Source organism: Paraburkholderia dilworthii (assembly GCF_000472525.1).
Lineage (GTDB): Bacteria > Pseudomonadota > Gammaproteobacteria > Burkholderiales > Burkholderiaceae > Paraburkholderia > Paraburkholderia dilworthii.
Genome location: NZ_AWZT01000066.1, coordinates 1 through 23,197, shown reverse-complemented (window position 1 = coordinate 23,197; position 23,197 = coordinate 1). Strand labels below are relative to the sequence as shown.

Sequence of the window (23,197 nt, the reverse complement as noted above, 5' to 3'; positions counted from 1 at the left end):
GCCCGGTACAGCAGCGTCAGATAACGGTGATGGAAAATGTCGAGGAAATTGACCAGCGTCGGGTCGTGCCGGTTCTGCTCACGCTCGCGCGCGATCTCGGTGACGTGNATCGGCAGCGGCCCGTTGGGCCCAAGCATGCCCAGACCCAGCAGCCGGATTTTCAGATGCCCGTTGACCGTGCGCACGTCTGCAATCTCGCGCGGTGCGAACGCGAGACTCGGCGCCTGGCCGAGACGAAACGGCTCGGCCAGCGGACGCCGCGCAGTGCCCACAGGATCGATACGGGGATCGGCGCCGATACGGCGCAACAGCGAGATAAACCCGTAGCGCCACGGCTCTGTTCGCAGATGCTCAAGCCGCTGCGGCGAGAGCGCCACGTCGGGCACGGCGCGGTCAAAGGATGTGCGCTCCGTCACGTCGCCCCTGCTCATGCGCACGGACCGGCAGCGGGTTCACGCCGACCGGGCGCTTCAGCAGTGCGGCAATCTGCGCGATGCGGGTGCACGATGCGATAGAAATGCCCGGGCAGGTGAGCCTTCGTCTGCGCTCGCTCCTTGAGGTTCTTGCGGTTTGCTTCGCCCATCGCTATATGTATCTCGTTGCTGAGTTCCTGCGCACCAATTGTGGGGAAGCCGCATCGATGCGGGTATCAGACAACGCCAGATCTTTGTCCGATTTACAGCCAAGAATGTGCGGAAAAGTCAGATTGACACTCGCCGCAGCGAGCCCGGCAAAAAACCGATCCGTGTACAACTCGTTGCAGTTCTGAAAGATGTACCAGCCGAGTCCGCCGCTGCCCGAACTCGCGCCGAATACGAGCTCCGCCGCGATCAGCGTGCGCCAGGCAAACGCCCAGCCCACATGCAAGCCCGCGAGAATCGACGGCAATGCAGCCGGCACGAGAATCAGCAACACGCGGCGCATTCCCGTCAGGCCATAGTTGCGTCCCGTCATGCGCAGCGTAGCCGGCACCGATTGAAAGCCGGAGTATGGGTTGAGCGCAAGCGGCCACAGTACCGAATGCACGAACACGAACAACAGGCCGCCGAGGCCGAGGCCGAACCATAGCAACGCAATCGGCAACAGCGCGATGGAAGGCAACGGGTTGAACATCGCGGTAAGCATCGACAGTAAATCGCGCCCGATACGCGTGGACACCGCAAGCGATGTCAGCACGAACGCGAGCGCCGCGCCCAACAGATATCCGCGCAGAAGTACCGACATCGACACCGCGGTCTTCTCGAGCAATTCGCCTGACCACACGCCTTGCGCGAATGCGCTGAACGTTGCGCCGAACGTGGGCAGCAGCAGATCGTTGTTGACCACGCGCGCCGCAATTTCCCATGCAGCGATCAGCACCAGCGCGATCAGCGTTTTGCGCAGCCAGCTTTGCGCGAAAATGCGCCGGGCTAAAGGCAACGGCGGTTCAATGACGAGTTCGCCGAGCGGTTCGAGCGAGCGCTCATATTCTTCCCGAACTGGCGGCAGCAAGCTAGCGGGCGAACTCGCTGCACAGCCTCCGTCTCGTCGAACAACAAGTGATGAATACGCGCGACGCTGCGCTGAAAATCGCTGTGCCCAAAGCTATCCTGCGAATACTGATGGCTGTTCAGCTCCGCGCGCACACGGCCAGGATGCGACGACAGCAGCAAAATGCGGTTGCCCACCCTCTGGCCGAAACGCCGCCAACCTCTTCGAGCAATGTCGAAGACGCACGCCCGTCCACTCGCAGCACGACAATAGACCGTGGGTCAGTTGCACGGGCAGACCGCTCGGACCGTTCCACTCGCTGCCCATATTGCCGGAATATTCGAGAAAGTGGATGCGCGATTCGGCACGCTGCCGTAGCAGATCGTCCATTGTGAACAGCTTCGGCGTACGAACGAGGCCGTGAATCGTGAGGTGGTGTTGATCGGCGTCGATGTCGGGCACGCCACCGTGATGACGTTCGTAGACGAGCCCATTCGGCGTGATGGTGCCGTACAGATCCGCGAGCGGTGTCATCGACGACGCCGCGCCGGGCAGCGACCATGCGCGGGCGCTGCGGTGCACCACGTCGGCCTCGCGCGGCGGCGGCACGCCATACGGATGGTCGAGCACCGGCGCGCCGGGCGTGCGGCTCGACGGCGCCACGTCGAGCGGCTTGAGAAGTTCGCCCGCTGCCGCAGCTTGCGACGCAACAAAGGCCACCGGCGGCGAGACGGCCGAGCAAGCGGCGGCGGCTCCGGGATCGCGGAAAATCGGGCGGCGTTTTGCCCGGGGTCATCGCGGCAGCGGCGCTTCATGGAGAAGTCGACGATGCGCTAGCAATGCCCGCCGCCACGGCCAAACGATCAATCGTGATATGCATTACAACGAATTGCCGCCTTCGCCGCCCTACGCCACCGCGGCGGGCGACGCCTTCACGAGATTACGCAGCGTGAGCCTCGCCGCGAGGCCACCGCCCACGCGGTTATCGAGTTCGAGCGTTGCATCCATTGCGAGTGCGAGTTGTCGAGCAATCGCGAGGCCCAGGCCCGTCCCGCCCGTCTGGCGGTTACGCGACGCTTCGAGCCTGTAGAACGGCTGAAACACTTCTTCGAGAGAATCGGCTGGAATGCCGGGCCCGCGATCGAGCACGCAGACGCTGGCTTGTCCATCGGGCAACATCGCGATCTCGATCTGCGCCGTGCCGCCGAACTTCAGCGCGTTATCCACCAGATTGCCGACGATGCGCCGCAGCGCCTGCGGGCGCGTCATCAGCGGCATACCGAAGCGGCCATGCAACGACACGTCCTGACCGGCATCCACGTAATCGCAGACCAGACTGTCGAACAACGCATCCGGATCGATGCGGCACGGCAACTCTGTCGCGCCGTGCAACGTGCGCGCGTACGTGACGCCTTCTTTCACGAGCGCTTCCATTTCCTGCAAATCCTGGCGCAGCTTTGCGCCTTCCGGTTCGGCGTCCATCATGTCGACGCGCAAACGCATGCGCGTGATCGGCGTTTGCAAGTCGTGTGAAATGGCCGCGAGAATCTGCATGCGCTCGGTGACGTACATCGCAATGCGTTCCTGCATCGCGTTGAAAGCGCGGGCCGCGCGCGCGACTTCCGAAGGTCCGCCTTCGCGCAGGCGCGCTGCCTTGAGATCGGGGCCGAGCGCGTCGGCGGCAACCGCCAGATCGTGCAGTGGACGCGTGGCTGTGCGTACAGCGAGCCAGCAACAGCCAAGCAGCACGGCAAGTTGCAGCAGCAGCACGAGCGGCAACCAGCGCGATAGCGGCGCGCCGGACATCGGCCGCATGTCGATGGTGAGCGGTGTGCCGTCGGTCAGCTTCAGGTGGACTTGCAGCCGTTCGTTATCGCCCGGCACGGCGTTCACCGTGAGCGGATAGTGGGTGCCGATACCCTCGGCAATGGATCGCGCGACACGCGCCGACAGATTCGCGTCCACCGGCCCGCCGCTCACGCCTGGCCCGAGCACGAACTCATAGCTGCGGCGCGCGAGACGCGGCAGCCACTGCGCGCGTTCGTTAGCGGGCAGATGGTCGAGCAGCGCAACGGAACTCACGACCTCACGCTCGATGTAACCCATCATCACGTTCGTCATGGTCTGGTCACGCTCGGTCATGGTGAGCCAGAACGACAACGCCTGCGCCGACGCGAGCCCAACGAAGAGGATCACCGTCAGTCTCGCGAACAGCGTGCGCGGCCAGTGCAGCGACGATATGAGATTCATTGCTGACCCTCGATCACATTCACGGCCGCGGAAAACACATAACCCTCGCTACGCAGCGTCTTGATGTAACGCGGTTCGCGTGCGACGTCGCGCAAGCGCTGCCGCAGCCGGCTCACCATCAGGTCGATCGAGCGGTCGAACTGATCCGCTTGACGGCCTTGCGTGAGATTGAGCAGCTGATCGCGCGTCAACACACGCTGCGGATGATCGAGAAACACGCGCAGCAAGCGGTATTCGGCGCCGCTTAACGCGACCATCGTGCCCTCGGCGTCGAGCAGATGACGCGCCGTGGTGTCGAGCCGCCAGTCGCCGAATCCCAGCATCTGCGCGGTCTCCGTTACCTGCATGCCGGGCGGCAGCATGCGTGCGCGGCGCAGCACCGCGCGAATGCGCGCGAGCAGCTCGCGCACGGCAAAGGGCTTTGGCAGATAATCGTCGGCGCCCATTTCCAGACCGAGTATCCGGTCCGCTTCCTCGTTGCGCGCAGTCAGCATCAGCACCGGCACCGTGCGGAACTTGCCCGCGCGCAATTCGCGGCATAGCACCAGACCGTCTTCGCCGGGCATCATCAGATCGAGCACGATCAGGTCGGGCGCGCCTTGATCCAGAACGGCGCGCATCTGTCGCCCATTCGCGGCGAGCGAAACGCGCATGCCGCTTTTTTCGAGGTAGCCGGCAATAAGCTCGCGAATGCCGCGATCGTCGTCGACGATCAGTACGTGGTCGACCGTGTCCATCGATGGATCATCTCTTTTGACGTTTCACCTGCACCCGGCTCATACACAGCATCGAACACTGGACCGGATGCGCCCATTGCGCAGCCACGCCGCCCGCGATAAACGCGATGATGGCCAATAGCCGCCTCATGCGTCCTGCACGACGGAAAGACTCGCGCCGTCGGAAAGACCGGCATCCAGCGTATACGGATCGATCCCTTCCAGGCAACCGATATTGACGCGCCAGAGCTTCGGGTCCTTGCGCGTTTGATGAAACGGATAAATACCGCAATGCCTGCAAAAGAAATGCTTCGCCACACGCGTGTTGAACTGATAGAGCGTGAGCGCATCCTCGCCTTTCGTGATCGTCAACTGATCGGACTGGAAAGGCGGGCTCATCAGCGCGCCCTTTCGGCGGCACAAGCTGCAATTGCAGCGCGCCGCAGGCACGACGGACGTGTTCACTTCGAATTTGACGGCTCCGCAGTGGCAGCTTCCCTTCAGCAAATCGGTGTTCATCCGGATTCTCCATGACTGGCAATGCCTGCTTTATAGCGCGCGGCCAACGGCGATTTATGTCGCAATGTATCCGGGCTTGCGCCTGACACAAAACATTGCATCATGGCGTTAGCCGTCGCTTCCCAATAGATTGAAAAACCCCGGCGAATCGACGCGGCCGGGATTCGCTCAGACAAAAGCATCAAAGATGCGCCGCATCGACAACAGCATCCGCGAATGCCTTTGCCGCTTCTTGCGGCAGGTTATGGCCGGTCCCGCCGCCGACGTTTCGATGCAGGTACTTGCCGGTGAATTTTTTCGCGTACACGGCGGGATCCGGATGCGGCGCGCCGTTGGCATCGCCTTCCATCGTGATGGTGGGAACGGCAATGGCCGGCGCCATCGCGAGGCGCTTTTCCAGTTCGTCGTATTGCGGCTCCCCTTTCGCGAGCCCGAGACGCCAGCGGTAGTTGTGAATCACCACTGCAACGTGGTCCGGGTTATTGAACGATTCGGCGGAGCGCTCGAACGTTGCGTCGTCAAAATTCCATTTCGGCGATGCTGTATGCCAGATCAGCTTGTTGAAGTCGTGGCGGTTCGCTTCATAACCCGCCGCGCCGCGCTCGGTGGCGAAATAAAACTGATACCACCAGGCAAGCTCCGCTTTGGGCAGCAATGGCGCGCGGTTTCCATCCTGACTGCCGATCAGATAGCCGCTGACCGATACGAGCGCCGCGCACCGCTCGGGCCACAGCGCCGCGATGATGTTGGCGGTGCGCGCCCCCCAATCGAAAGCGCCGAAGATCGCCACGTCGATCTTCAACGCATCCATCAACGCAATGATGTCGACCGCCACCACCGCTTGCTGGCCGTTGCGCGGCGTGTCCACCGAAAGAAAGCGCGTGGAGCCATACCCCCTCAGATACGGCACGATCACGCGATAGCCGGCGGCAATGAGCAAGGGTGTGACTTCTGCGAAGCTATGGATATCGTACGGCCAGCCGTGCAGCAGAATGACGACCGGGCCGTTGCGCGGACCTTCGTCCGCATAGCCGATGTTGAGTACACCGGCGTCGATCTCGCGCAAATTCGCAAACGAAGCGGCACGTGTGGCCGTTTTCGTGCTGCCGGTCTGCGCACCCGCTACTCCGCTCAAGCCGAATTGCATCAAACCGATTCCGGCAACCGTGGTGCCCAGCAGGCGGCGGCGTCGCGTATCAACCTGGTCGGACATGTTTTTTCTCCTTCGTATACGTGTGAGATCCAGAAGCAACCGGAGAAGTCACTGGTTGCGCTCAGGCCTGCAAAGCTGCAGGCCCGGAGTCATTAGAACCGCTCCACGTATCCGGGATATGTCGCGCAACCGCGCGAGTGCAACCTGATGTACCGCCGCACGCTGCGGATACATTACGACACAAGAAAGCGGGGAATCGTCAAACAGCGCTCTGCGTTGAACCTTCACGGCCCACGCGGCGGATTTGTATCGCTGTGTATATGCGAGCGGATGCGATACACAGCATTGCAATTGGCCGCTTTGCTGACACAAGCCAGATACCCGGCGCCGTTTTAATGCATCAACGACGGATTCCGGGCAACCACTGAACGCAGTGACGCCAGCATGACTGCCGCTGCGGCGTTTCCTGGTTATCCGATCGGATTCTTTCCTCTTACCCGTTCTGGAGAACGACATGAAAGTATCGACGATCGCTTTGGCTCTGGCTATTTCCGCTGCCGCTATTCCCGCTTTTGCCGCCAACCCGGCCGCTGCCGCCACGAGCAATGTGGAGGCTCAGCAAACTCACCAATGGGCACCGACGCAAACCGCCGCGCCGAAGAGCCGCGCCGAAGTCCGTCAGGAGTTGGCTCAGGCGACGAAAAGCGGTGAGCTTGCGTCACTGAACAAGCTTTATCAGGGCAGCTAAGCATCGGTCGCGCAACCCATCTCTTTCCACTTACCTACTAAACGAAAACCAATCATGAACCTATCAGAGAAGGTGTTGTATACCGGCAAGACTCACACCACCGGCGGGCGCGATGGCGCATCGCGCAGCTCGGACGGCAGGCTCGACATCAAGCTGGGCTCGCCGGGCGCGTCAATGGCCGGCACGAATCCCGAACAGATGCTGGCCGCGGGATGGTCCGCGTGCTTCATCGGCGCGATGGGCCTCGCCGCAAAAAAGCTGCAAGTCGCGCTGCCCGCGCAGACCGCCGTCGACGCGGAAATCGAGCTGGCGATGAACGACAGCGGCTATTTTCTTCGGGCGCGGCTGAACGTCAGCCTGCCCGGCATCGAGCGCGAAACCGCGCAAACGCTGGCGGATATCGCGCATCAAACGTGTCCGTATTCGAAGGCGACGCGCGGCAATATCGATGTCGTAATCACGGTCGTTTGAAACTGACCGCAGTGGCGTGGCGTTACGACGCCGCCGCTCTTTCGCGGAGTGCGGCGTCGTTATATTGGCTTGGCGCGCCTGCCTGGACACAAACTGGTTCGGCGCGCCGCCTGCATCGACAGACACGTTGCGGCTGCGTGTTTCCGGATTCACGCGCAGACATGTCTGTCGGCTTTCTAATTTGCCGCTTCCCCGTTTTCGTTGCCGACCACGCCGAATTCCACGGCTGTCTTCACATAGAACAGATGCACACCCTCGGCGCGCAAGCGCTCGAACAACCTGCCCGCCTCTTCGCTCGACACCGCCATCACAACGGACAACGGCTGGTCCGCCAGTTCGAAAAAATGCGCCGAATGCACACGGCGATGGTGGCCGATACCCTCGCTCGCCGGTATGACGGTCGCGCCGCGCAGGCCGAGTTCGCCGGCCAGACTGACAAGCCAGTCGGCCAGCGGCTTGCCGCGATGACGGCGATCGTGCTGTGTAAAAAAGGTGATCTGGTAGCCGTTCATGTCGATGTCTCCTCGGCGCGGTGCGATGCGGTTCAAGCCACTGCCAGAAAGCGATGTTCGCCGCCGCTCATTGGGCATGGGCGCCGGCAATCCGCGCCGCCGGTGCCGCCTGCGTTGCCCGAAGCAGCGTCCTCTGCCGGCCATGCGTCGGCGCCCACGAGCGGCACGAAGCTCACTTCGCCGAGCGAGCAGCTTCGATAGTCGTCTTCGCCGCAGCGAACCAGTTTGATGAGCCGTTGATAATGCCGCTCACGGCCGACCGGCATGACGATGCGGCCGCCGACGGCAAGTTGTTGGCGCCAGGCCGCGGGAATATGCGGCCCGCCCGCAGCCGCGATGATCGCGTTGTATGGCGCGTGCTCCGCAAGGCCTGTCGTGCCGTCGCCGGGATGAACGGTGACATTCGAAATACCCAGCCGCGCAAGGTTATCGCGGGCTCTCGCGACAAGTTCCGCATGACGCTCGATCGAATGAACATGCGCGACAATTGCGGCCGCGACCGCAGCCGCGTAGCCCGAACCGGTGCCGACGTCGAGCACGATGTCGCCGGGCGCCAGTTCTGCGGCCTCGATCATCGTCGCGACGATGGCCGGCTGCGAGATGGTCTGCTCGTTGCCGATAGGCAGCGGTCTATCCTCGTAGGCCAGATCGCGAAGATAGTCGGGCACGAATGCCTCGCGAGGCACGCGGCGCATCGCGGCCAGTACCCGCGGATCGCGAATGCCGCGCCGGACGATCTGCCGCTCGACCATTCGCTCGCGAGCCTCGTTGAAACCGGTCATGGTCACCTCCGTCTTGCAGCTGGCGCCCGCGTGCCGCGTTGCAACAGACCGCGGGAATGCACGCATCGGCACGTTGCGGGCGAGTGCGAGTCCTTCGTTCAGTCTACGCGCAGAACGGTCCGGACAACATGGGGAGCTTGCGTGCGCTTAGTCGGCGATTTCCGGTTCGACCAGCTTCGCCAGTTGCATCAGCGATTCCTGCCAGCCGAGGTAGCACATCTCCACGGGAATCACCTCGGGCACGCCTTCCTGAACGATCGCCACCTCGGTCCCGCAGGAGACCTGTCGAAACGTGATGGTCGCGGACATCTCGCCCGGCAGGTTCGGATCGTCAAAGCGGTCCGTGTAGCGGATCTTTTCGAACGGCACGAGTTCGACGTACTCGCCGCCGAACGAGTGGCTATTGCCGCTGCCGAAGTTGCGAAACGACATCTTGTAGGTGCCGCCCACACGCCCCTCGAAGTGATGGACCTGGCAAGTGAAGCCATACGGAGGCAGCCATTTCGCCAGCGCGTCCGGTTCGAGGAAGGCCCGATACACGCGTTCGGCAGGTGCGCGCAATACGCGGTGAAGTTTGATGGTTCCGGTAGTCATGGTAAGCCGCCTTTCGGTTGAGAAGTTGGACACACTGTTACGACGATCCGGCGACAACGGAATCGACATCGCGCGACAAACAAAACGCCGGGCGATGCAGATTCACCACTACGCGCGGCCTGCCGCTGCGCGAGCAACCGCTGGTTCAACGACGCCGCCAGCCGCTGCGGCTAGAGCCGTCGCGCGGCGATAGACTAGCAGGACAGCACTTGCAGGAGGATCTCATGCGGCTCGTCGACTGGAACATTCAGTGGGGACGCGGCGTGGATGGCCGCGTCGACCTCGCCCGCATCGTGCGCGAGGCGCGCGCGCTCTGCGATTTCGACATCATGTGCATGCAGGAAGTGACGCGCGGCTTTCATGAGCCGCAGTCGGCGGGCGGACTGGCGGGCGGTCCTTGCGCCGATCAGTTCGGCGAACTCGCCGCCTTGCTGCCGGACATGACCGTAATCGACGGGATCGGCTCGGACCTTCCGCCGATCGGCGCAGGCACTCGTCGGCGTCAGTTCGGCAACGCAATTGTCACGCGGTTGCCGGTCAGGCAGGTTCTGCGCCACTCGCTGCCGTGGCCCGCGGACCCCGCGAAACCGTCGATGCTGCGCGTCGCGCTCGAAGCCATGATCGACACCGATGTCGGACCGTTGCGCGTCGTCAGTACACATCTGGAGTTTTATTCCGAAACGCAGCGGCTCGCACAGGTCGAGCGGTTGCGCGCGCTGCATCAGGAAGCATGCGATCACGCACGCCGCCCCGCGCGAGCGGAAAAGCAGGACAGCCCGTTCGCCGATACGGGGCGTCCGGTGAGCGCAATCGTCTGCGGCGATTTCAACAGCGCGTTCCGGGCGTCCGCCTATCGCAGCATGCTCGAACCGATTCCGGGCGCGCCTGCATTCGCCGACGCCTGGACCTGCGCGCACGGCGACGCGGCGCGCGCTCCGACGGTGGGTCTGCACGATCACGAGCAATGGCCCGATGGCCCGTTCGCGTGCGACTTCATCTTCGTCACCGAAAATCTCGGGCCGCGCGTGACACGCTGCGAGGTGGACCCGCACAGCCAGTCGTCCGATCATCAGCCGATGTGGCTTGAACTGCGCTAGCCGGCAAACAGCGACGAAAGCGAAGGCCGCGCTAGATGCGCGGCAGATCGTCAATGCATTTTTCGATGTGGCCGTTGGGTACGTCAGTGTCGATTCCGTCGTGACCGTTGGTGTGAGCGACGGCCACGATTTTCGGCCCGAGAAAGCGCGTGCCGCCGAGCGTAAAAAGGGACCAGACGGCGTCGCCGCGACGGATCGCGGCCACGACCTGCGGCACCTCGACGATTGAAGTCGGCGACAACCAGCTACGCGTTGCCGGATCGACGGCAGCCCAGCGTACGTGCGTAATCCGGTCGCTCGAAGGGTCGATGCGCACAGCGTCGATACCAAAGGTAGCCATGATATTAACCCCCTGCACCCTGGCGAAGGCGACCACATCATGATGGTCCAACGCGTTGACCGGCGCAAGCGGCAACGCGCCGACACTTCCGGGCGCAGACAACAACGTCGACGCACGACGTGTGCAACGTCGTGGCATGTGCGTCCATCTCTTTGCTGGCCTGGCGGGCATGATTCACTGGTTTATTGCACACCGTGCAGGCATCCCGCACCCGCATTTGCCGCGGCGGGAATGCAAGTTGCGACAACTCTTTCAAACGGGGTCACAGCAGCAGCAAACGCGCCCAATCGTTGCATCGAAAGGGTAAGATTAGATGATCCCATCAGCCGCGAGGGCTCACGTGCCCAGCAAGCATGCATTCAGTGTCTGTTCGGCGGAGCAACTCGCTTCGTTGATACCGGCAGAGATCGTCAAAGGCCGTTACTGTACCGCGAGTCAAATCGTGTGCACCGGTTTGCGCCTACTGGAAGAAGACATTGCACGTCGTGCAATGCCCGACAGCAGCAATGGCGTAGCGCGGGCACTGCATGTCGAGGGCATCGACGGCCGTCGCCAGGCATGAATCAAGGAGAAACAATGGCGCCAGCCACCGACTTCCCCATTGTCGGCGTAGGAGCCTCTGCTGGTGCAGTCGAGGCGCTGGAAGGCTTTTTTCGCGGCCTGCCGCAAAAACCGGGCCTTGCCTGTGTGATTGTCACTCACCTGAGCCCCGACCGCGAAAGCATGCTGCCTGAGATCGTGGCGCGCTTTACCGACATGCCGGTGCACGCAATTACCGACGGCACGCGGATCGAATCCGATAACGTCTACCTGCTGCCCACCGATGCTGTCGTAAGCGTGGCGAACAGAACGCTTCATGTTCACGAGCAGGACAAGGCGCGGCGCGAGCGCAAGCCCATCGACGTTTTCTTCAGCACGCTCGCCGCCGACGTCGGCGAACTGTCCGCCGGCGTGATCCTTTCCGGCGCCGATTCCGACGGCACACTCGGCATCAAGGCCATCAAGGAGCGCGGCGGCCTCACGCTTGCCCAGGCTGGCGACGGCTTCGGCCCGCACCATGCGGACATGCCAAGGAGCGCGATTTCAACGGGCCTGGTCGATTTCGCCGTGCCTGCCGAGGAAATGGGCGGCAAGCTCGTCAACTTTGCAGCGGGCGCCTTCATGCTCGATGGGCTCGACGCGCTCGAGGGTCCTGGCGGCAAGGCCGATGGACAAGCGGATGCGAACGAATTCAAGGAAGCCCGCAGCGCGATCTACGCGATCCTGCGCAATCAGGTTGGACACGACTTTAGCGGTTATAAGGTCAAGACGTTCCTGCGCCGCGTGCAGCGGCGCATGCAGGTGCTCGAGATCGAAACGCCGGATGCCTATGTGGCGCGACTCACCGGTGACCCGGAGGAAGTCGCCGCGCTTTTTCGCGATCTGCTGATCAACGTCACGAGCTTCTTTCGCGATGCGCAGGCTTTCGAGGCGCTTGCGGAAATGGTGCTCCCAAAGCTGATGGACGGACGCAGCGCCGACGATATCGTGCGCGTTTGGGTGCCAGGCTGCGCGACGGGCGAAGAGGTATATTCGATCGCCATGCTTCTGCGCGAGCACATGGATGGCCGCAACCCCACGCCGCGAGTGCAGATTTTCGCCACCGACATAGACGACGGCGCGCTCGGCGTCGCACGCGCGGCACGCTACCCGCTGCCGTTGCTCGAAGGCGTCTCCGAAGAGCGGCGGCGGCGTTTTTTCATTCAGGACGGCGCCAGCTACGTACTTGCCAAGGAAGTGCGCGACCTCTGCATTTTCTCGCCGCACAGCGTGATTCGCGACCCGCCTTTTTCGCGCATCGACCTCGTCTCTTGCCGCAATCTGCTGATTTACTTCGGTAATGAAATCCAGAACCAGGTGATCCCGACGTTTCACTATGCGTTGCGCCCGAACGGCTATCTGTTCCTCGGCACGTCGGAAAACGTAAGCCAATTCGACGAGCTGTTTACCCCCGTAGAGAAGAAGCACCGGATTTTCCAGCGCCGGGCCGACGTCGCGCCGCAGGTACGCTTGCCGCTCACGGTCTCAGCACTGAAGATCGGGCATATGACTTCGCTCACGCAGGCGCGTCCGTCGCTTGGAGGCGCGGCGCTGCGGCATGTGGTGGACAACCACATGCTCGAGCGGTTCACGCCGCCGCACGTGCTCGTCACGCGCGATGGCGACGTCGTCTATTACTCGGGCCGTACCGGCAAGTACCTGGAGCCCGCCCCCGGCGTGCCGACGCGGCAAATTTTCGCACTGGCGCGCAAGGGGCTGAGCCTCGATTTGCGCTCGGTGTTCCGCGAGGCCGTGGAGTCGGGCCGCGCGGTCACACGAGCCGGCGTGGTGGTCGAGGGCGAGGACGGCCGCGTGCAGGTCATCAGCCTGACCGTCGAACCGCTGAACGAGCAAGCGCACGGCGAGCGCATGTACATCGTCGTGTTCGAGGACCAGGGCCCCGTTCTCGCTCGCGAGGAGGCGCTCGCACGCGCACAGTCCATGCATAACGGCACGGCCGTGCAATTCGAAAAGGAGTTGCGCGATACGCGCGAACGCCTGCAATCGATGATCGAGGAGTACGAGACCGCGCTGGAGGAACTGAAATCGTCGAACGAGGAGCTGGTATCGGTCAACGAGGAATTGCAGTCGTCGAACGAAGAACTCGAAGCGTCGAAAGAAGAACTCGTCTCGCTGAACGAAGAACTGCACACGGTCAATCTCGAACTGAACGGCAAAATCGACGCGCTCGACCGCTCCAACAGCGACCTGCAAAACCTGTTCGAAAGCACCGCGGTTGCGACCGTGTTTCTCGACCGCAATCTGGTCATCCGTTCGTTCACGCCGGCAATGGGCAGCATCTTCCATATTCGCCCGGTCGACCGCGGGCGCCCGATCACCGAACTCGTCAGCCGCCTCAATCTGCCCGGACTGGAACTCGATATCGAGACTGTCTTCAGGACCAACCAGCCGAGGGAGCGCCAGGTCAGCGGCAAGGACGGCCTAGCGCATTTTCTGGTGCGCCTTGCCCCGTATCGTAACGGCGACCGGCAGACGGACGGTGTGGTCATCGCCTTCGTCGATATAACGGGCATGGTGCATGCGGAGGAACGTCAGGACGTTCTCATTGCGGAGTTGCAGCATCGCACGCGCAATCTGCTCGCGGTCATCCAGTCGATCGCGCAACAGACTCTCGCATGCGATCCGGCACTCGATACGTTCACAAGCCGCCTCGCGGCGCTTGGCCGTCTGCAAGGCCTTATCGGCGACGCGAACGGCAATCTGATCGACCTGCGGGAGATCGTGCGCCTCGAATTCGATGCGCTTGGCGTGGCCGACAGTGAGCGGATTGAGCTGGGCGGGCCCGTCGTGCCGCTCGGTTTCCGGAACGTGCAGACAATCGCGCTCGTGTTGCACGAACTGGCAACGAATGCAGTGAAATACGGAGCACTCAAGGACAAAGAAGCGCGGCTCGTGGTGCGCTGGCGAGTCGAAGCGGAGTCGCCGGGCGCTGCGTCGCTGGTATTCGACTGGCTGGAAAGCGGCATGCGGGTTGCTCCGGACAGCACAAGGACCGGTTTCGGCCGGCAATTGATCGAGAAGGCGCTGAAGTTCACGCTCGGCGCGAAGACGGCGCTCATATTCAACGCGGACGGCGTCTCGTGTCACATCGAAATACCGTTGCCTGCATTTCATTAGCGTGGAGCGGCGTCAGGAGAGGTCGAACATGGGGTTCGCGAACGTGCTGACAGGTCAAAGGATCATGGTGGTCGAGGACGACTACCTGGTCGCGCTTGCGCTCTCCACCGTGCTCGAAGGTGCCGGCGCAAGCGTGGTCGGGCCGATCTCGGGCGCCCGGGAGGCTGTTACGCTGCTCGAGGAAGGCAACGAACACATCGACGCGGCGATTCTCGACGTCGATCTGAACGGCGAGCCGTCCTACCCGGTGGCGGACGCGCTCGCATCGCGGCATATACGGTTCGTGTTCGCGACAGGGTATGGAGTCGACGCAGTCGATGCGCGCTATCGTCACTACCCGCGGTGCCAGAAGCCGTTCGATCATCACGCGCTCTTCAAGGCGCTAAGCGCAAGCGCATGATCGCCGGCCGCAAGTAGGGCGACGGACTATGAAATCGCGTAAGCAAACGCTCCGCCAATCATCGCCTGGGAGAACCGGCCTTTATTGAGCCGACAAATAGAACGCCTGGTCCCGTTGTGACGTCACGCCGACGACAGTGAGCAGGCCGTTCACGACGGTTGCTTCGACGCGCATCGACACGTTGTTGAGAGAACACAAAGCGCCAGCGAAGTTCAGCGTGCCGTCGAGCAGATGCTTGCCCGTCGAACGTGGCTTGAAGCTGCCGGTAAACGCGCAGGCGCTCTGCGTGCCCGTTGCCGTGCCGTCCGCAGCGAACGTGATCGTGGAGATCGGCGCGACGCCCGGGCCGCTGCTCCACGTGCGCGCGACGGCGCTGAGAGCGATCGGCGTGTCGTACGTGGCGTTGTAGTTGCCGTTAAAGCTCGTGGCTGTCGTATCGGGACTGACGAAGAGGCTCGTCGTCGCGGTGAGCGCAGTCTTGTTTGTGAAGTTGCCGGTCAGCGTTCCCGCGCGAATCGCACCCAAAGAATGGAAGCCGACCGTCGCGGGATCGGTGAACGCGCCGGCGGTCGCCGTCATGATGCCCTCGATCAACCAGAGGAACGAGCCATCCTGCGTGTAGATGCTGAAATACTGTCCCGATTCGAGAACGATGGTTTGCGCTGCGAGCGACTGCCCCGAATTCACCGACCCGTACCAGAGTCCTTCGGGCAGTGCGGGTGAGGGGTTGGTGACGCACGACTTGGTCAGCGTGCCGAGGTCGGTCGTGCAGGTCTTGCCGTCCCCACCGCCGCCACAGGCAGCGAGTACGGGCAGGGTCAGCAGTATGAGCTTTGAGGACAGTTTCATGAAAGGTTTTTGTTTTCGTGGTCTTCAGAGTGAGCACAGGTCGCCATTCTTTGCGGCGAACCGACACTTACATAACGGAGCATTGCCGGAAAACTTTAGTGCGGAAAAACGAGGCGTCGCTGCTCATCCAGCGAAACGTTTGCGCGACGCGCTCGATGAACGTCTTTCATCCAGATGATGCACACACAGTCTTGAAGACCGGAGCGCTGACGATCGAATAAGCGTCGGCGCGTGAAGCGTCGTCGACTTCAATGCTGAGGTATCTGACTGTGCTTTCAAGTTTGGTGTGGCCGAGCAGAAGCGAACGGCGCTGAGATTTTTAGTACGGCGGCAGATCAACGATGCTTTCGTTCGACGCATCGTATGCGGCGACGCGCGAGAACATCGAGGTGGTCATTAGTGTGGTCTGAACGCAGCGACGCGGACGGCGAAACTTCCGCCTGACGATGAACGGCGGTCGGGATGATCCAGGAAGCCAGTTCCATCGACTTTCAGGCAATGCCGATACCCGCGTGCGTCCCATGAGTCAGCCGTGCTATCCGCTGCCGCCCCAGCGAATACCGATCGACACGATCTCAAAGGAGATAAAGCCGTGCCGGACGAAATGAATCGTCGCCGTCGCCGCCTGCTGCAGACGACTATCGCAGGCATTGGCTTGCTGGAGCTCGGCGTCAGCGGATTTGCCAACACGCAATTGGCCGGAAACACCAACCACATCAACACCAGGTTCCCTTCGCCGCATCCGGCGTCGATGCTCGGGCGGTACACCGGTACGCGGGCTGGTGAACGGTTGTTCTGGGAACGCGACCGGCACTTCACGACCCAGTTTGAGCCGATCGCAGATCGCGCGGACTAGACCGTAAACGATCCGTCGAATGAGGATTGCTCAGGTGAACGCCTAACCCCCATGCTATAAACCCGCAGCGCGTCGGGCCGCGGTCTAGTCGCACTCGCCGATATGCCTCGTGATCGCCGCATTGACGATCTGCGCATGCGTGAGCGGTCCCATGTGCCCTGCTTCGGGCACAACGAGCAACTTGGCGGCCGGCATCAGCGAGGGCAAGATCTCCGCGATTAGACGCGTCGGCGCCGGCGCGTGCTCGCCGCGCATCACGAGCGTCGGGATGCGAAGTTTCGCGTAGGCGCTCGGGGGCGTCGGCTCGTGAATCAGCGCTTGGAAATCGAGCGGCGCCTTGGGCACCCAGCGGGTGAGCATCGTTTGCACCGAGGGGCGCAGCGATGACCATGTGCCCTGCCCGCCCCAGTAATCGACAAACGAGCGTGCCGCACCGCGCCAGTCTCCCGCGACGACGCCTTCCGCCGTACGCGCCGCGATGCCCAGAACCTCCGCAAATTCGCGCGCGCCGCGCGTTCCCATCCCTTTAAGCAGATGGAATGCCGAAGGCTCGTACAACGTGATGCTCGCCACACCATGCGGTCGTTCGAGCGCCGCGCGCAAAGCGACACCGCCGCCATACGAATGACCGACGAGATGTATCTTGTTGCGCTGCCGATCGATTATTTCGACCGTGCGCGCTGCTTCGTCCGCGAGTGTGAACGCGCGCTCACCGCTCCACGGTCCGACGCTGTCGCAGCCGTAATGCTCAGGCACAATCAGCGCATAGCGCCCATCGAGCAGTTCATCGAGCGCACGCCATTGATTTGCGCCAGCCCCCGAGCAATGCAAGGCGACGACAGCTGTGCGCTCATTGTTCGAAGTCAAGCTCGGCATGTCGGAATTCCGTATCGTTGTTTGTTCGTGTTCGATAGCTGTGCATCAGGCGTCACTTTCGATCGCGCGCATGCGCCGCTCGAGTTCGCCGATATCGGCACAAGACGCGAGATATGCATCCCGCCGGCCGTGCTCTGCACGATTCAGAACTATTCCGACGCATTTGTTTAGGTATGCGAATAAACCATGACCGTTCGACATTAGATACATCAACATCCTGTCCTCCACTGGCGTGTGATGCTGCGGACTCCGGAGCGCCGGGTGGATCCGCGCGTGTCGACTACCTTTGCATCTTCCGCGCCAACTTTGCGGATGGCTTGCGCCGTGCGGCTCTCGTCGGAGTTACCCGCAATCGGCCCATACGAAGTGTCGGGTACGCGCCAACGCTTTCACTATGAAAGACATCCATGACCAAACACTCTGCGTTGGTGAGTGGCATCTGGAGACTCCTTTGATGATGGCAGGGACTTTTCTGAATCGGCCGCGGCGTGTTGCGCGATGACAACCAGTTTCAGTCATCCACCTAGATTAAGAAATGTCCGAGACGCCGTCGAAGCTGACCTGGCGTCCGAATTTATCGGCGGCAACGACACGGCGCGGCTGATGGGTTTGCTGGCAAAAACTGGCGCTAGCCCATTCCGGCCGTCCCCGACATTCGCGTTCCGAAGCCGCTGGCGCCGTCACTGTGCCCGGGAGATAATTTCGAACACGCTTGCGCGACGCTTCGACAAAGTGACGAGCGCTTCCGATAGCCGATCGCCGACACATCAATCGCAAAGAATCGTACGTGGGTGAACTGAATCCCTTGAAGCCACTACGCGCTTCCGTCTGCTACTCGGTCGGGCTAGCCGGCTGCGTGGGACCGTGTCCCGAAAACGTTAGACCGATCGGTAGGCGTTCTCGCCCCTTGAACGGCCAGTTTTTAAAACAACGCCGATTTCTGATCTGAACGGTTTGGCGAAGCCCAACTATCTATGCGAGCCCGCGACCAGAGTCGAGACCGCTGCCCGCCCTCATCCTGTGGATGCGGCGCAGGCGCGCTCGGACGAAACGACCCGGTCCGCGGCACAGCGCAGGAACGCAAGGAACTCGGTGGCGGGCAACGGCCGGCTCAACAGGAACCCTTGAACCTGATCGCAGGCAAGCTCGCCGAGCGCGCGGAATTGCGACTCCGTCTCGACGCCTTCCGCCACGACCTCGATCTGCAACGCGCGCGCGAGTGTCACGACGGCGGAAAGCAAGGCGCTGCCGCGCTGACCGCCGTCGTCGAGATCGCGCATGAACGAACCGTCGATCTTGATCTGGTCGAACCTGAAGCGCTGCAGATAGCCAAGGCTCGAATAGCCGGTGCCGAAATCGTCGATGGCGACGGTATAGCCGCGCGACTGCAGCGCTTCGATCGTGCGGCTCGTCTTCTCGGTGTTCTGCATCGCCGTCGTCTCCGTGATCTCGAACATCAGGCGACACGGATCGACACCGGCTGCGCCGATCAGCCCGTTAATGCGGGCCACCAGGTCCGGCACGTTGAACTGGATCGGCGAAAGATTCACGGCCACGCAGATCGCAGGCAGCCCTTGCGCGTCCCACAGCGCAATATTGCGGCAGACCTCCTGCAGCACCCAGTCGCCGATCTCGACAATGAGCCCGGAGCGTTCCGCTATGGGGATGAATTCGAGCGGGGGAATCTCGCCGAGCTCGGGATGACGCCAGCGGATCAGTGCCTCGACGCCCGTCACGGATTGCGATGCAACGCTGAACTTCGGCTGGAATGACATACTGAGTTGGCCGTCGCTTAACGCGCGATGCAGATCGCGTTGCAGGATCAGCGACTTGAGCGCGGTGTGATTCATCTGCGGTTCGAAAACGCGAAACGTATTGCGCCCGCTTTGCTTGGCGGCGTACATCGCAGCGTCCGCGCTATGCAGCAGTTCGTCGGCATCGCCGCCGTCGCGAGGATAGAACGCGATGCCGATGCTCGCGCTCACACGAAGCGGCAAGCCGTTGACGACGATGTCCTGGCTCAGCCGCTGCAAAACGCCATTGGCCACGGCCACGGCGGACGACATTTCGGCCACGTTCTCGACCACGATCACGAATTCATCCCCACCGAGCCGCGCGACCATGTCGGTATGGCGCAAGTCCTGGCGCAGACGCTCGGCGCACACCTGCAGCAAATCGTCGCCTACGCCGTGGCCGAGCGAATCGTTGACCGACTTGAAGCCGTCGAGGTCGATGAAGAGCACGGCGAACGGCGATGTTCTGCGCGCGCATTCGGCGACGGCCTGTGCGATGTGCAACGACAATTGCTGGCGGTTCGGCAGATTCGTCAGCGCATCATGTGTGCCCAGATAATGCAGTTGCCGGTTCGCACGCTTCAGCGAGATGGAGAGGCTGCTGGTATAGAAGCCAAGCAATCCGAGCGTGCCCACCAGCACGGTCAATGACGTGACCGTAACCACGAGCGCAAGCCAGTTCGCGTCGAGCTTACCGCCGGACCGGCAAAGGCTGCCGGCGGCGAAGTTGGCCGCGCTCATGCCGATATAGTGCATTCCCGTTATCGCGACGGCCATGATGACGGCTGCACCAAGCCGCTTGGCGACGAGATTATCCACGTCCGAGGTGCGCAGTGTAAAAGCGAGCCAAAGCGCCGCCATTGAGGCGACGATCGCCACACCTACCGAAAGCGCGACTTTCCAGTTCGTGTATTCGATCTCCGGCGACATCTGCATCGCGTGCATGCCGGTGAAGTGCATCGCGGCGACCCCGAGGCCCATGATTGTCCCGGCGACACATAGACGTCTTTGCGACAGCGCGCCGCGGCTCGCGGTAGCAAGCGCAATCAGCGACACGCTGACCGCAAGGACCAGGGATGCAGCGGTAGTAGAGAGATCGTAGCCAACCTCGATTGGCAGCGAGAACGCGAGCATGCCGATAAAGTGCATCGACCAGATGCCGACGCCCATTGATACAGCGCCGCCCAGTAGCCAAAGCGGCCGCCGTTTCGCGTTCGCGAGCGCATTCAGGCCGCCGGACAGTTCCATCGCCGTATAGGACGCAAGGAACGCGACCACGAGCGACAGGCAGACCAGCAGCGGATTGTAAACACCAGTCATCGGCCCTCTCTCCTTTTTGGTATCAGTCTTGTCCGACTGCTTCTTCTCGGGCCTCAACCCGGCTCGGGCGTGCCACGACACCTCGGCGTGCGGCCCTACGCTTCGCTCTTCTATCGACAATTCGACGGAAAACTTTACGCTTCGGCCCGAATTAGAAGCCGTTCGCACAAGACCGGAAGGCTTCGTTAGCGCTCGCGGACATTGCGTTGATAGTCTTCTTCGACTCTGCACAGACGCGCAGTTCTGTCCAGAACGCAAGGTGTGGACAACGGTAAGGGTACTGCACCGGGGCCGCTTCAAGATCCAACTCCGATTACTCGTCCCGCAGGTCGAGGAACTCGAGGACAAACGGGTCGCGGATCGCCTGCTCGGACGTCACGGCATCATCCGGCCGCGCATCGCTGACCTCGCTGAGGAATGTCGGCGTCAAGATCAGACAGGCGGTATAACACCCCAATCTGCCGACGCTGCCGTTCTGCAGCCAACGGCGGCACACCGGTACCAGTCAAAAAAACCTTCGAAAAAGAGATACAATGATGCATACGTTATTTACCATCCGGGCGTGCATTCAACGTGCTTACTACTTCGAAATCAACGCGTAAGCGCGCGAAATCATTGGTGGAATCCGCTTACGACGAGATCAAACGCCGCATATTAAACAGCGAATTTGCTCCAAATTTTCAGGCGACCGAAGGCGACCTCGCTGAATTGCTCGATATGAGCCGCACGCCTGTACATGAAGCGCTAATTCGACTGGAAAAGGAACATTTGGTAGAGAACGTTCCCAGACGCGGCATGAGGGTTTTGCCGGTATCAGCGACCGATATGCTGGAGATTTATCAGGTCCTGACGGCGCTCGAATGCCAGGCGGTGGAGTTAATCGCCGCCAGGGCAGCGAAAGACAGGGGTGTCAACTCGCTGAACAAAATCCTGGACAAAATGGACGCCGCGTTGGAAAGGCAGGACATGAAGGCCTGGGCAAGCGCTGACGAACAGTTTCATCGATCACTTTTCGAGCTGAGCGGGAACCGGCGACTCTCGACTGCCGGACTGGCCTTTCGAGAACAGGTGGACAGAGCAAGGACCTGGACCTTGTTATTAAGGCAAGGTCCGGTCACGTCAAACCGCGCGCATCGCGAACTTGTACACTTAATCGCGGATGGAAACGTTGAAGCGGCTTTCGAGGCGCATCGAAAGCATCGCTTGCAGGTGACGAAAGAGCTAACCGAAATAATCGAGCGTTTCAGTTGGGTCTCTCGCTAGAGCGCCCTGACCCAGTTATCGGCGGGACATTACGCATTCGCCGCCGCGGCGCTTAGGAACTTCTCGTCCGTGCGAAAGCTTGAATTACATTTTCAAGATCAGTGCACACCTCGAGCGTCGTGATTTCGTTTATCAAGTCATCGATTGCCGTTTCCGATGATCCAAATCCGTAGCGCAAACAGTCCGCAAACTTGGCCCGGATCTCGTCAACCGTCAGCCTGTTTTTCGGAGAGCCCTTCATTGTCCAAAGGACTTTGACAAGTTCATTTCCGTTCTTGAGCCGCAACCGGACACGAGCGGGGGCCACCGCCGAAGGGTTCATGTCCGCCGCAGGCACAGTGCTCAGTTTGCTAGCCCATGCGACGGCCGGCCGTCTAACCGACTCAGCGGAAAAGTCACCAATCCCGACCACCGCGCGGTCCAGCGCGTTGGCGAATGTGTACCCGGATACCTGACTGCCGAAGAGCGATCGCGTCCTCAAGACTTGCCAACGACAAAGCGTCGGCCCCGCTCCTCAGAACGGTATGTGCGACCGGCAGCACCCCATAGCCATAGGCATTGGATTTCAGCGTTGCAAAGAACTGAACGTCCTCGCCCAATCGAAGGCGGATCTGCCGGGTGCATGCCGCCACCGCATCTAGATTGATCTCGAAACGGTTAGGCCGCGCGTAAACCGCTGGCGCGACGCTCGGGTTTTGCTCATTCTTCATACCAGCGGCCTCGCATTTAACATTGCATACGTTGTGAGTTGCTAACGTATACGTTCAAATTTTCCAGTGCAATAGATACTTCCCAAAATCTTGCTCGTGATACGCCCTGTCGTAGGTCTACGCCAGAACCTCCGCGCGCTTGACGGCGCCTTTTTCTCGACATACCGTCTGTCTGCGTATGCAATGTTGCATGGAACACTACAGGGCTTTAACGGAATGGAGAGCGTCAGATGCGTATCGGAATAGATATCGGAGGGACCTTCACCGACGTGGTAGGAGTGGACGAGCGCGGCAGTATTACGACCGTCAAGTCGCTGTCAACTCCACAAGACCCCAGTCAGGGCGTGCTGGACGGCCTGGAGCTACTGGCGGGCCGCCTGCAAAAGACCTTGGGAGAACTGCTGGCGCACACGGAGTTGCTGATTCACGGCACGACTGTCGCGACGAACTGCCTCGCGCAACGGCGGGGAGCGCGCGTCGGTATGATTACCACTGCAGGTTTCAGGGATCTGCTTGAGCTTCGGGACGGGACAAAAGCATAGGTAATTGGGCGGTCAAGAAGGTGGTCGGACGCTCCTAAAATCGCAGAACCAACTGTGCGAAGGAGGCTGTGATGACTTACTACACTGGGCTGGATGTGTCGCTGCGTTCCGTCTCGATTTGTATCGTTGATGGCCAGGGCCAGGTAGTGTATGAAATGAAGGTCCCGGCAGAGGTGAGCGCGATTGCAAAGGCGCTTCGTTCGTTCAGCTCCGACGTTT

25 protein-coding genes and 3 pseudogenes are annotated in these 23,197 nt (G+C 61.5%); 9 read left to right on the top strand and 19 right to left on the bottom strand.

The annotated features are described in order from the left end of the window. The 8 genes and pseudogenes from F759_RS0132510 to F759_RS0132470 form a co-directional block, all read right to left on the bottom strand. Positions 1 to 431: type VI secretion system baseplate subunit TssG (locus F759_RS0132510; protein WP_027803512.1), on the bottom strand; the 431-nt coding region annotated here is incomplete at its 3' end. Between the two features lie 154 nt (positions 432 to 585). After that, positions 586 to 1,491, bottom strand: coding sequence for an ABC transporter permease (locus tag F759_RS39215; RefSeq protein WP_084534408.1), 906 nt, complete (start codon positions 1,489 to 1,491; stop codon positions 586 to 588). Positions 1,492 to 1,508: 17 nt separating this feature from the next. After that, positions 1,509 to 1,667: pseudogene (locus tag F759_RS44560) on the bottom strand (ABC transporter ATP-binding protein); the annotation flags it as partial. 2 nt (positions 1,668 to 1,669) lie between these two features. Beyond that, positions 1,670 to 2,266, bottom strand: a pseudogene (locus F759_RS39210) (molybdopterin-dependent oxidoreductase); the annotation flags it as partial. Between the two features lie 110 nt (positions 2,267 to 2,376). Next, the gene (locus tag F759_RS0132490) at positions 2,377 to 3,720 is read right to left on the bottom strand and encodes an ATP-binding protein (RefSeq protein ID WP_027803510.1); all 1,344 of its coding nucleotides are present in this window, start codon (positions 3,718 to 3,720) and stop codon (positions 2,377 to 2,379) included. Continuing rightward, on the bottom strand, positions 3,717 to 4,457 hold the full coding sequence (locus F759_RS0132485) for a response regulator (protein ID WP_027803509.1): 741 nt from the start codon (positions 4,455 to 4,457) through the stop codon (positions 3,717 to 3,719). The genes F759_RS0132490 and F759_RS0132485 overlap by 4 nt, the downstream gene beginning before the upstream one ends. Before the next feature lie 126 nt (positions 4,458 to 4,583). After that, complete coding sequence (locus F759_RS0132475) at positions 4,584 to 4,955, bottom strand: GFA family protein (protein WP_027803508.1); 372 nt, start codon at positions 4,953 to 4,955, stop codon at positions 4,584 to 4,586. Between the two features lie 181 nt (positions 4,956 to 5,136). Beyond that, a complete protein-coding gene (locus F759_RS0132470) occupies positions 5,137 to 6,168 on the bottom strand; it encodes an alpha/beta fold hydrolase (RefSeq protein ID WP_027803507.1) in 1,032 nt (343 codons plus the stop codon). A gap of 454 nt (positions 6,169 to 6,622) precedes the next feature. Here F759_RS0132470 and F759_RS0132465 point away from each other — a divergent pair, with 454 nt between their 5' ends. Further along, complete coding sequence (locus F759_RS0132465) at positions 6,623 to 6,856, top strand: DUF4148 domain-containing protein (RefSeq protein WP_027803506.1); 234 nt, start codon at positions 6,623 to 6,625, stop codon at positions 6,854 to 6,856. A gap of 54 nt (positions 6,857 to 6,910) precedes the next feature. Continuing rightward, a complete protein-coding gene (locus F759_RS0132460; protein ID WP_027803505.1) occupies positions 6,911 to 7,327 on the top strand; it encodes an organic hydroperoxide resistance protein in 417 nt (138 codons plus the stop codon). Positions 7,328 to 7,503: 176 nt separating this feature from the next. Here the strand turns inward: F759_RS0132460 and F759_RS0132455 are convergent, their stop codons facing one another. The 3 genes from F759_RS0132455 to F759_RS0132445 all read right to left on the bottom strand — a co-directional run bounded on the left by F759_RS0132455 (position 7,504) and on the right by F759_RS0132445 (position 9,215). Continuing rightward, positions 7,504 to 7,839 carry a DUF190 domain-containing protein gene (locus F759_RS0132455; protein ID WP_027803504.1) on the bottom strand — a complete coding sequence of 112 codons (336 nt, stop codon included), beginning with the start codon at positions 7,837 to 7,839 and terminating at the stop codon, positions 7,504 to 7,506. 32 nt (positions 7,840 to 7,871) lie between these two features. After that, the gene (locus F759_RS0132450) at positions 7,872 to 8,621 is read right to left on the bottom strand and encodes a protein-L-isoaspartate(D-aspartate) O-methyltransferase (RefSeq protein WP_036025793.1); all 750 of its coding nucleotides are present in this window, start codon (positions 8,619 to 8,621) and stop codon (positions 7,872 to 7,874) included. Between the two features lie 147 nt (positions 8,622 to 8,768). Beyond that, positions 8,769 to 9,215: an SRPBCC family protein gene (locus tag F759_RS0132445; protein WP_027803502.1), complete on the bottom strand. Its 447-nt coding sequence runs from the start codon at positions 9,213 to 9,215 to the stop codon at positions 8,769 to 8,771. Between the two features lie 224 nt (positions 9,216 to 9,439). Here F759_RS0132445 and F759_RS0132440 point away from each other — a divergent pair, with 224 nt between their 5' ends. Next, on the top strand, positions 9,440 to 10,312 hold the full coding sequence (locus F759_RS0132440) for an endonuclease/exonuclease/phosphatase family protein (protein ID WP_027803501.1): 873 nt from the start codon (positions 9,440 to 9,442) through the stop codon (positions 10,310 to 10,312). 31 nt (positions 10,313 to 10,343) lie between these two features. Here F759_RS0132440 and F759_RS0132435 read toward each other — a convergent pair whose 3' ends face one another. After that, on the bottom strand, positions 10,344 to 10,652 hold the full coding sequence (locus F759_RS0132435; RefSeq protein ID WP_027803500.1) for a hypothetical protein: 309 nt from the start codon (positions 10,650 to 10,652) through the stop codon (positions 10,344 to 10,346). 340 nt (positions 10,653 to 10,992) lie between these two features. On the opposite strand from F759_RS0132435, the gene F759_RS39205 reads away from it, so the two are divergent. Genes F759_RS39205 through F759_RS0132420 form a run of 3 tightly spaced genes read left to right on the top strand, consistent with a single transcriptional unit; the run spans position 10,993 to position 14,769 of the window. Next, the gene (locus F759_RS39205; RefSeq protein WP_161633348.1) at positions 10,993 to 11,214 is read left to right on the top strand and encodes a type II toxin-antitoxin system ParD family antitoxin; all 222 of its coding nucleotides are present in this window, start codon (positions 10,993 to 10,995) and stop codon (positions 11,212 to 11,214) included. A 14-nt stretch (positions 11,215 to 11,228) separates the two neighbouring features. After that, positions 11,229 to 14,369, top strand: coding sequence for a CheR family methyltransferase (locus F759_RS0132425; protein ID WP_027803499.1), 3,141 nt, complete (start codon positions 11,229 to 11,231; stop codon positions 14,367 to 14,369). A gap of 28 nt (positions 14,370 to 14,397) precedes the next feature. Continuing rightward, on the top strand, positions 14,398 to 14,769 hold the full coding sequence (locus F759_RS0132420) for a response regulator (protein ID WP_027803498.1): 372 nt from the start codon (positions 14,398 to 14,400) through the stop codon (positions 14,767 to 14,769). 81 nt (positions 14,770 to 14,850) lie between these two features. Here F759_RS0132420 and F759_RS0132415 read toward each other — a convergent pair whose 3' ends face one another. Then, positions 14,851 to 15,618, bottom strand: coding sequence for a hypothetical protein (locus F759_RS0132415; RefSeq protein WP_027803497.1), 768 nt, complete (start codon positions 15,616 to 15,618; stop codon positions 14,851 to 14,853). A 166-nt stretch (positions 15,619 to 15,784) separates the two neighbouring features. Continuing rightward, a pseudogene (locus F759_RS44555) lies at positions 15,785 to 15,984 on the bottom strand (hypothetical protein); the annotation flags it as partial. A 226-nt stretch (positions 15,985 to 16,210) separates the two neighbouring features. Here F759_RS44555 and F759_RS44935 point away from each other — a divergent pair. Beyond that, positions 16,211 to 16,474, top strand: coding sequence for a hypothetical protein (locus F759_RS44935; protein ID WP_027803496.1), 264 nt, complete (start codon positions 16,211 to 16,213; stop codon positions 16,472 to 16,474). Positions 16,475 to 16,558: 84 nt separating this feature from the next. Here the strand turns inward: F759_RS44935 and F759_RS0132400 are convergent, their stop codons facing one another. From F759_RS0132400 to F759_RS0132390, 3 genes are all read right to left on the bottom strand, one after another. Further along, positions 16,559 to 17,350 carry an alpha/beta fold hydrolase gene (locus F759_RS0132400; RefSeq protein ID WP_036025787.1) on the bottom strand — a complete coding sequence of 264 codons (792 nt, stop codon included), beginning with the start codon at positions 17,348 to 17,350 and terminating at the stop codon, positions 16,559 to 16,561. Positions 17,351 to 17,395: 45 nt separating this feature from the next. Continuing rightward, positions 17,396 to 17,551, bottom strand: a complete 156-nt coding sequence (locus F759_RS41590; protein ID WP_152530761.1) for a DUF3563 family protein — start codon at positions 17,549 to 17,551, stop codon at positions 17,396 to 17,398. A gap of 812 nt (positions 17,552 to 18,363) precedes the next feature. Continuing rightward, a complete protein-coding gene (locus F759_RS0132390) occupies positions 18,364 to 20,463 on the bottom strand; it encodes a putative bifunctional diguanylate cyclase/phosphodiesterase (RefSeq protein WP_027803494.1) in 2,100 nt (699 codons plus the stop codon). A 618-nt stretch (positions 20,464 to 21,081) separates the two neighbouring features. Here F759_RS0132390 and F759_RS39200 point away from each other — a divergent pair. Then, positions 21,082 to 21,726 carry a GntR family transcriptional regulator gene (locus F759_RS39200; RefSeq protein ID WP_152530760.1) on the top strand — a complete coding sequence of 215 codons (645 nt, stop codon included), beginning with the start codon at positions 21,082 to 21,084 and terminating at the stop codon, positions 21,724 to 21,726. Between the two features lie 52 nt (positions 21,727 to 21,778). Here the strand turns inward: F759_RS39200 and F759_RS45310 are convergent, their stop codons facing one another. Beyond that, positions 21,779 to 22,138 carry a hypothetical protein gene (locus F759_RS45310; protein ID WP_084534407.1) on the bottom strand — a complete coding sequence of 120 codons (360 nt, stop codon included), beginning with the start codon at positions 22,136 to 22,138 and terminating at the stop codon, positions 21,779 to 21,781. Further along, on the bottom strand, positions 22,122 to 22,436 hold the full coding sequence (locus F759_RS41585; RefSeq protein ID WP_027803491.1) for an alanine racemase: 315 nt from the start codon (positions 22,434 to 22,436) through the stop codon (positions 22,122 to 22,124). The genes F759_RS45310 and F759_RS41585 overlap by 17 nt, the downstream gene beginning before the upstream one ends. 230 nt (positions 22,437 to 22,666) lie before the next feature. Here F759_RS41585 and F759_RS0132365 point away from each other — a divergent pair, with 230 nt between their 5' ends. Continuing rightward, positions 22,667 to 22,978 (top strand): hydantoinase/oxoprolinase N-terminal domain-containing protein, encoded by a 312-nt coding sequence (locus tag F759_RS0132365; protein ID WP_027803490.1) that lies wholly within the window; start codon positions 22,667 to 22,669, stop codon positions 22,976 to 22,978. The last annotated feature ends 219 nt before the right edge of the window (positions 22,979 to 23,197 follow it).

Excerpts from the sequence above, each read along its gene's own strand:
- F759_RS0132470 (WP_027803507.1), bottom strand. The coding sequence starts at position 6,168 with ATGTCCGACCAGGTTGATACGCGACGCCGCCGCCTGCTGGGCACCACG.
- F759_RS41590 (WP_152530761.1), bottom strand. The coding sequence starts at position 17,551 with ATGTCGAACGGTCATGGTTTATTCGCATACCTAAACAAATGCGTCGGA.
- F759_RS41585 (WP_027803491.1), bottom strand. The coding sequence starts at position 22,436 with ATGAAGAATGAGCAAAACCCGAGCGTCGCGCCAGCGGTTTACGCGCGG.
- F759_RS0132390 (WP_027803494.1), bottom strand. The coding sequence starts at position 20,463 with ATGACTGGTGTTTACAATCCGCTGCTGGTCTGCCTGTCGCTCGTGGTC.
- F759_RS0132485 (WP_027803509.1), bottom strand. The coding sequence starts at position 4,457 with ATGGACACGGTCGACCACGTACTGATCGTCGACGACGATCGCGGCATT.
- F759_RS0132450 (WP_036025793.1), bottom strand. The coding sequence starts at position 8,621 with ATGACCGGTTTCAACGAGGCTCGCGAGCGAATGGTCGAGCGGCAGATC.
- F759_RS0132365 (WP_027803490.1), top strand. The coding sequence starts at position 22,667 with ATGCGTATCGGAATAGATATCGGAGGGACCTTCACCGACGTGGTAGGA.
- F759_RS0132445 (WP_027803502.1), bottom strand. The coding sequence starts at position 9,215 with ATGACTACCGGAACCATCAAACTTCACCGCGTATTGCGCGCACCTGCC.
- F759_RS0132420 (WP_027803498.1), top strand. The coding sequence starts at position 14,398 with ATGGGGTTCGCGAACGTGCTGACAGGTCAAAGGATCATGGTGGTCGAG.
- F759_RS0132490 (WP_027803510.1), bottom strand. The coding sequence starts at position 3,720 with ATGAATCTCATATCGTCGCTGCACTGGCCGCGCACGCTGTTCGCGAGA.
- F759_RS0132455 (WP_027803504.1), bottom strand. The coding sequence starts at position 7,839 with ATGAACGGCTACCAGATCACCTTTTTTACACAGCACGATCGCCGTCAT.
- F759_RS0132465 (WP_027803506.1), top strand. The coding sequence starts at position 6,623 with ATGAAAGTATCGACGATCGCTTTGGCTCTGGCTATTTCCGCTGCCGCT.
- F759_RS0132475 (WP_027803508.1), bottom strand. The coding sequence starts at position 4,955 with ATGAACACCGATTTGCTGAAGGGAAGCTGCCACTGCGGAGCCGTCAAA.
- F759_RS0132435 (WP_027803500.1), bottom strand. The coding sequence starts at position 10,652 with ATGGCTACCTTTGGTATCGACGCTGTGCGCATCGACCCTTCGAGCGAC.
- F759_RS0132400 (WP_036025787.1), bottom strand. The coding sequence starts at position 17,350 with ATGCCGAGCTTGACTTCGAACAATGAGCGCACAGCTGTCGTCGCCTTG.
- F759_RS0132460 (WP_027803505.1), top strand. The coding sequence starts at position 6,911 with ATGAACCTATCAGAGAAGGTGTTGTATACCGGCAAGACTCACACCACC.
- F759_RS0132415 (WP_027803497.1), bottom strand. The coding sequence starts at position 15,618 with ATGAAACTGTCCTCAAAGCTCATACTGCTGACCCTGCCCGTACTCGCT.
- F759_RS0132425 (WP_027803499.1), top strand. The coding sequence starts at position 11,229 with ATGGCGCCAGCCACCGACTTCCCCATTGTCGGCGTAGGAGCCTCTGCT.
- F759_RS0132440 (WP_027803501.1), top strand. The coding sequence starts at position 9,440 with ATGCGGCTCGTCGACTGGAACATTCAGTGGGGACGCGGCGTGGATGGC.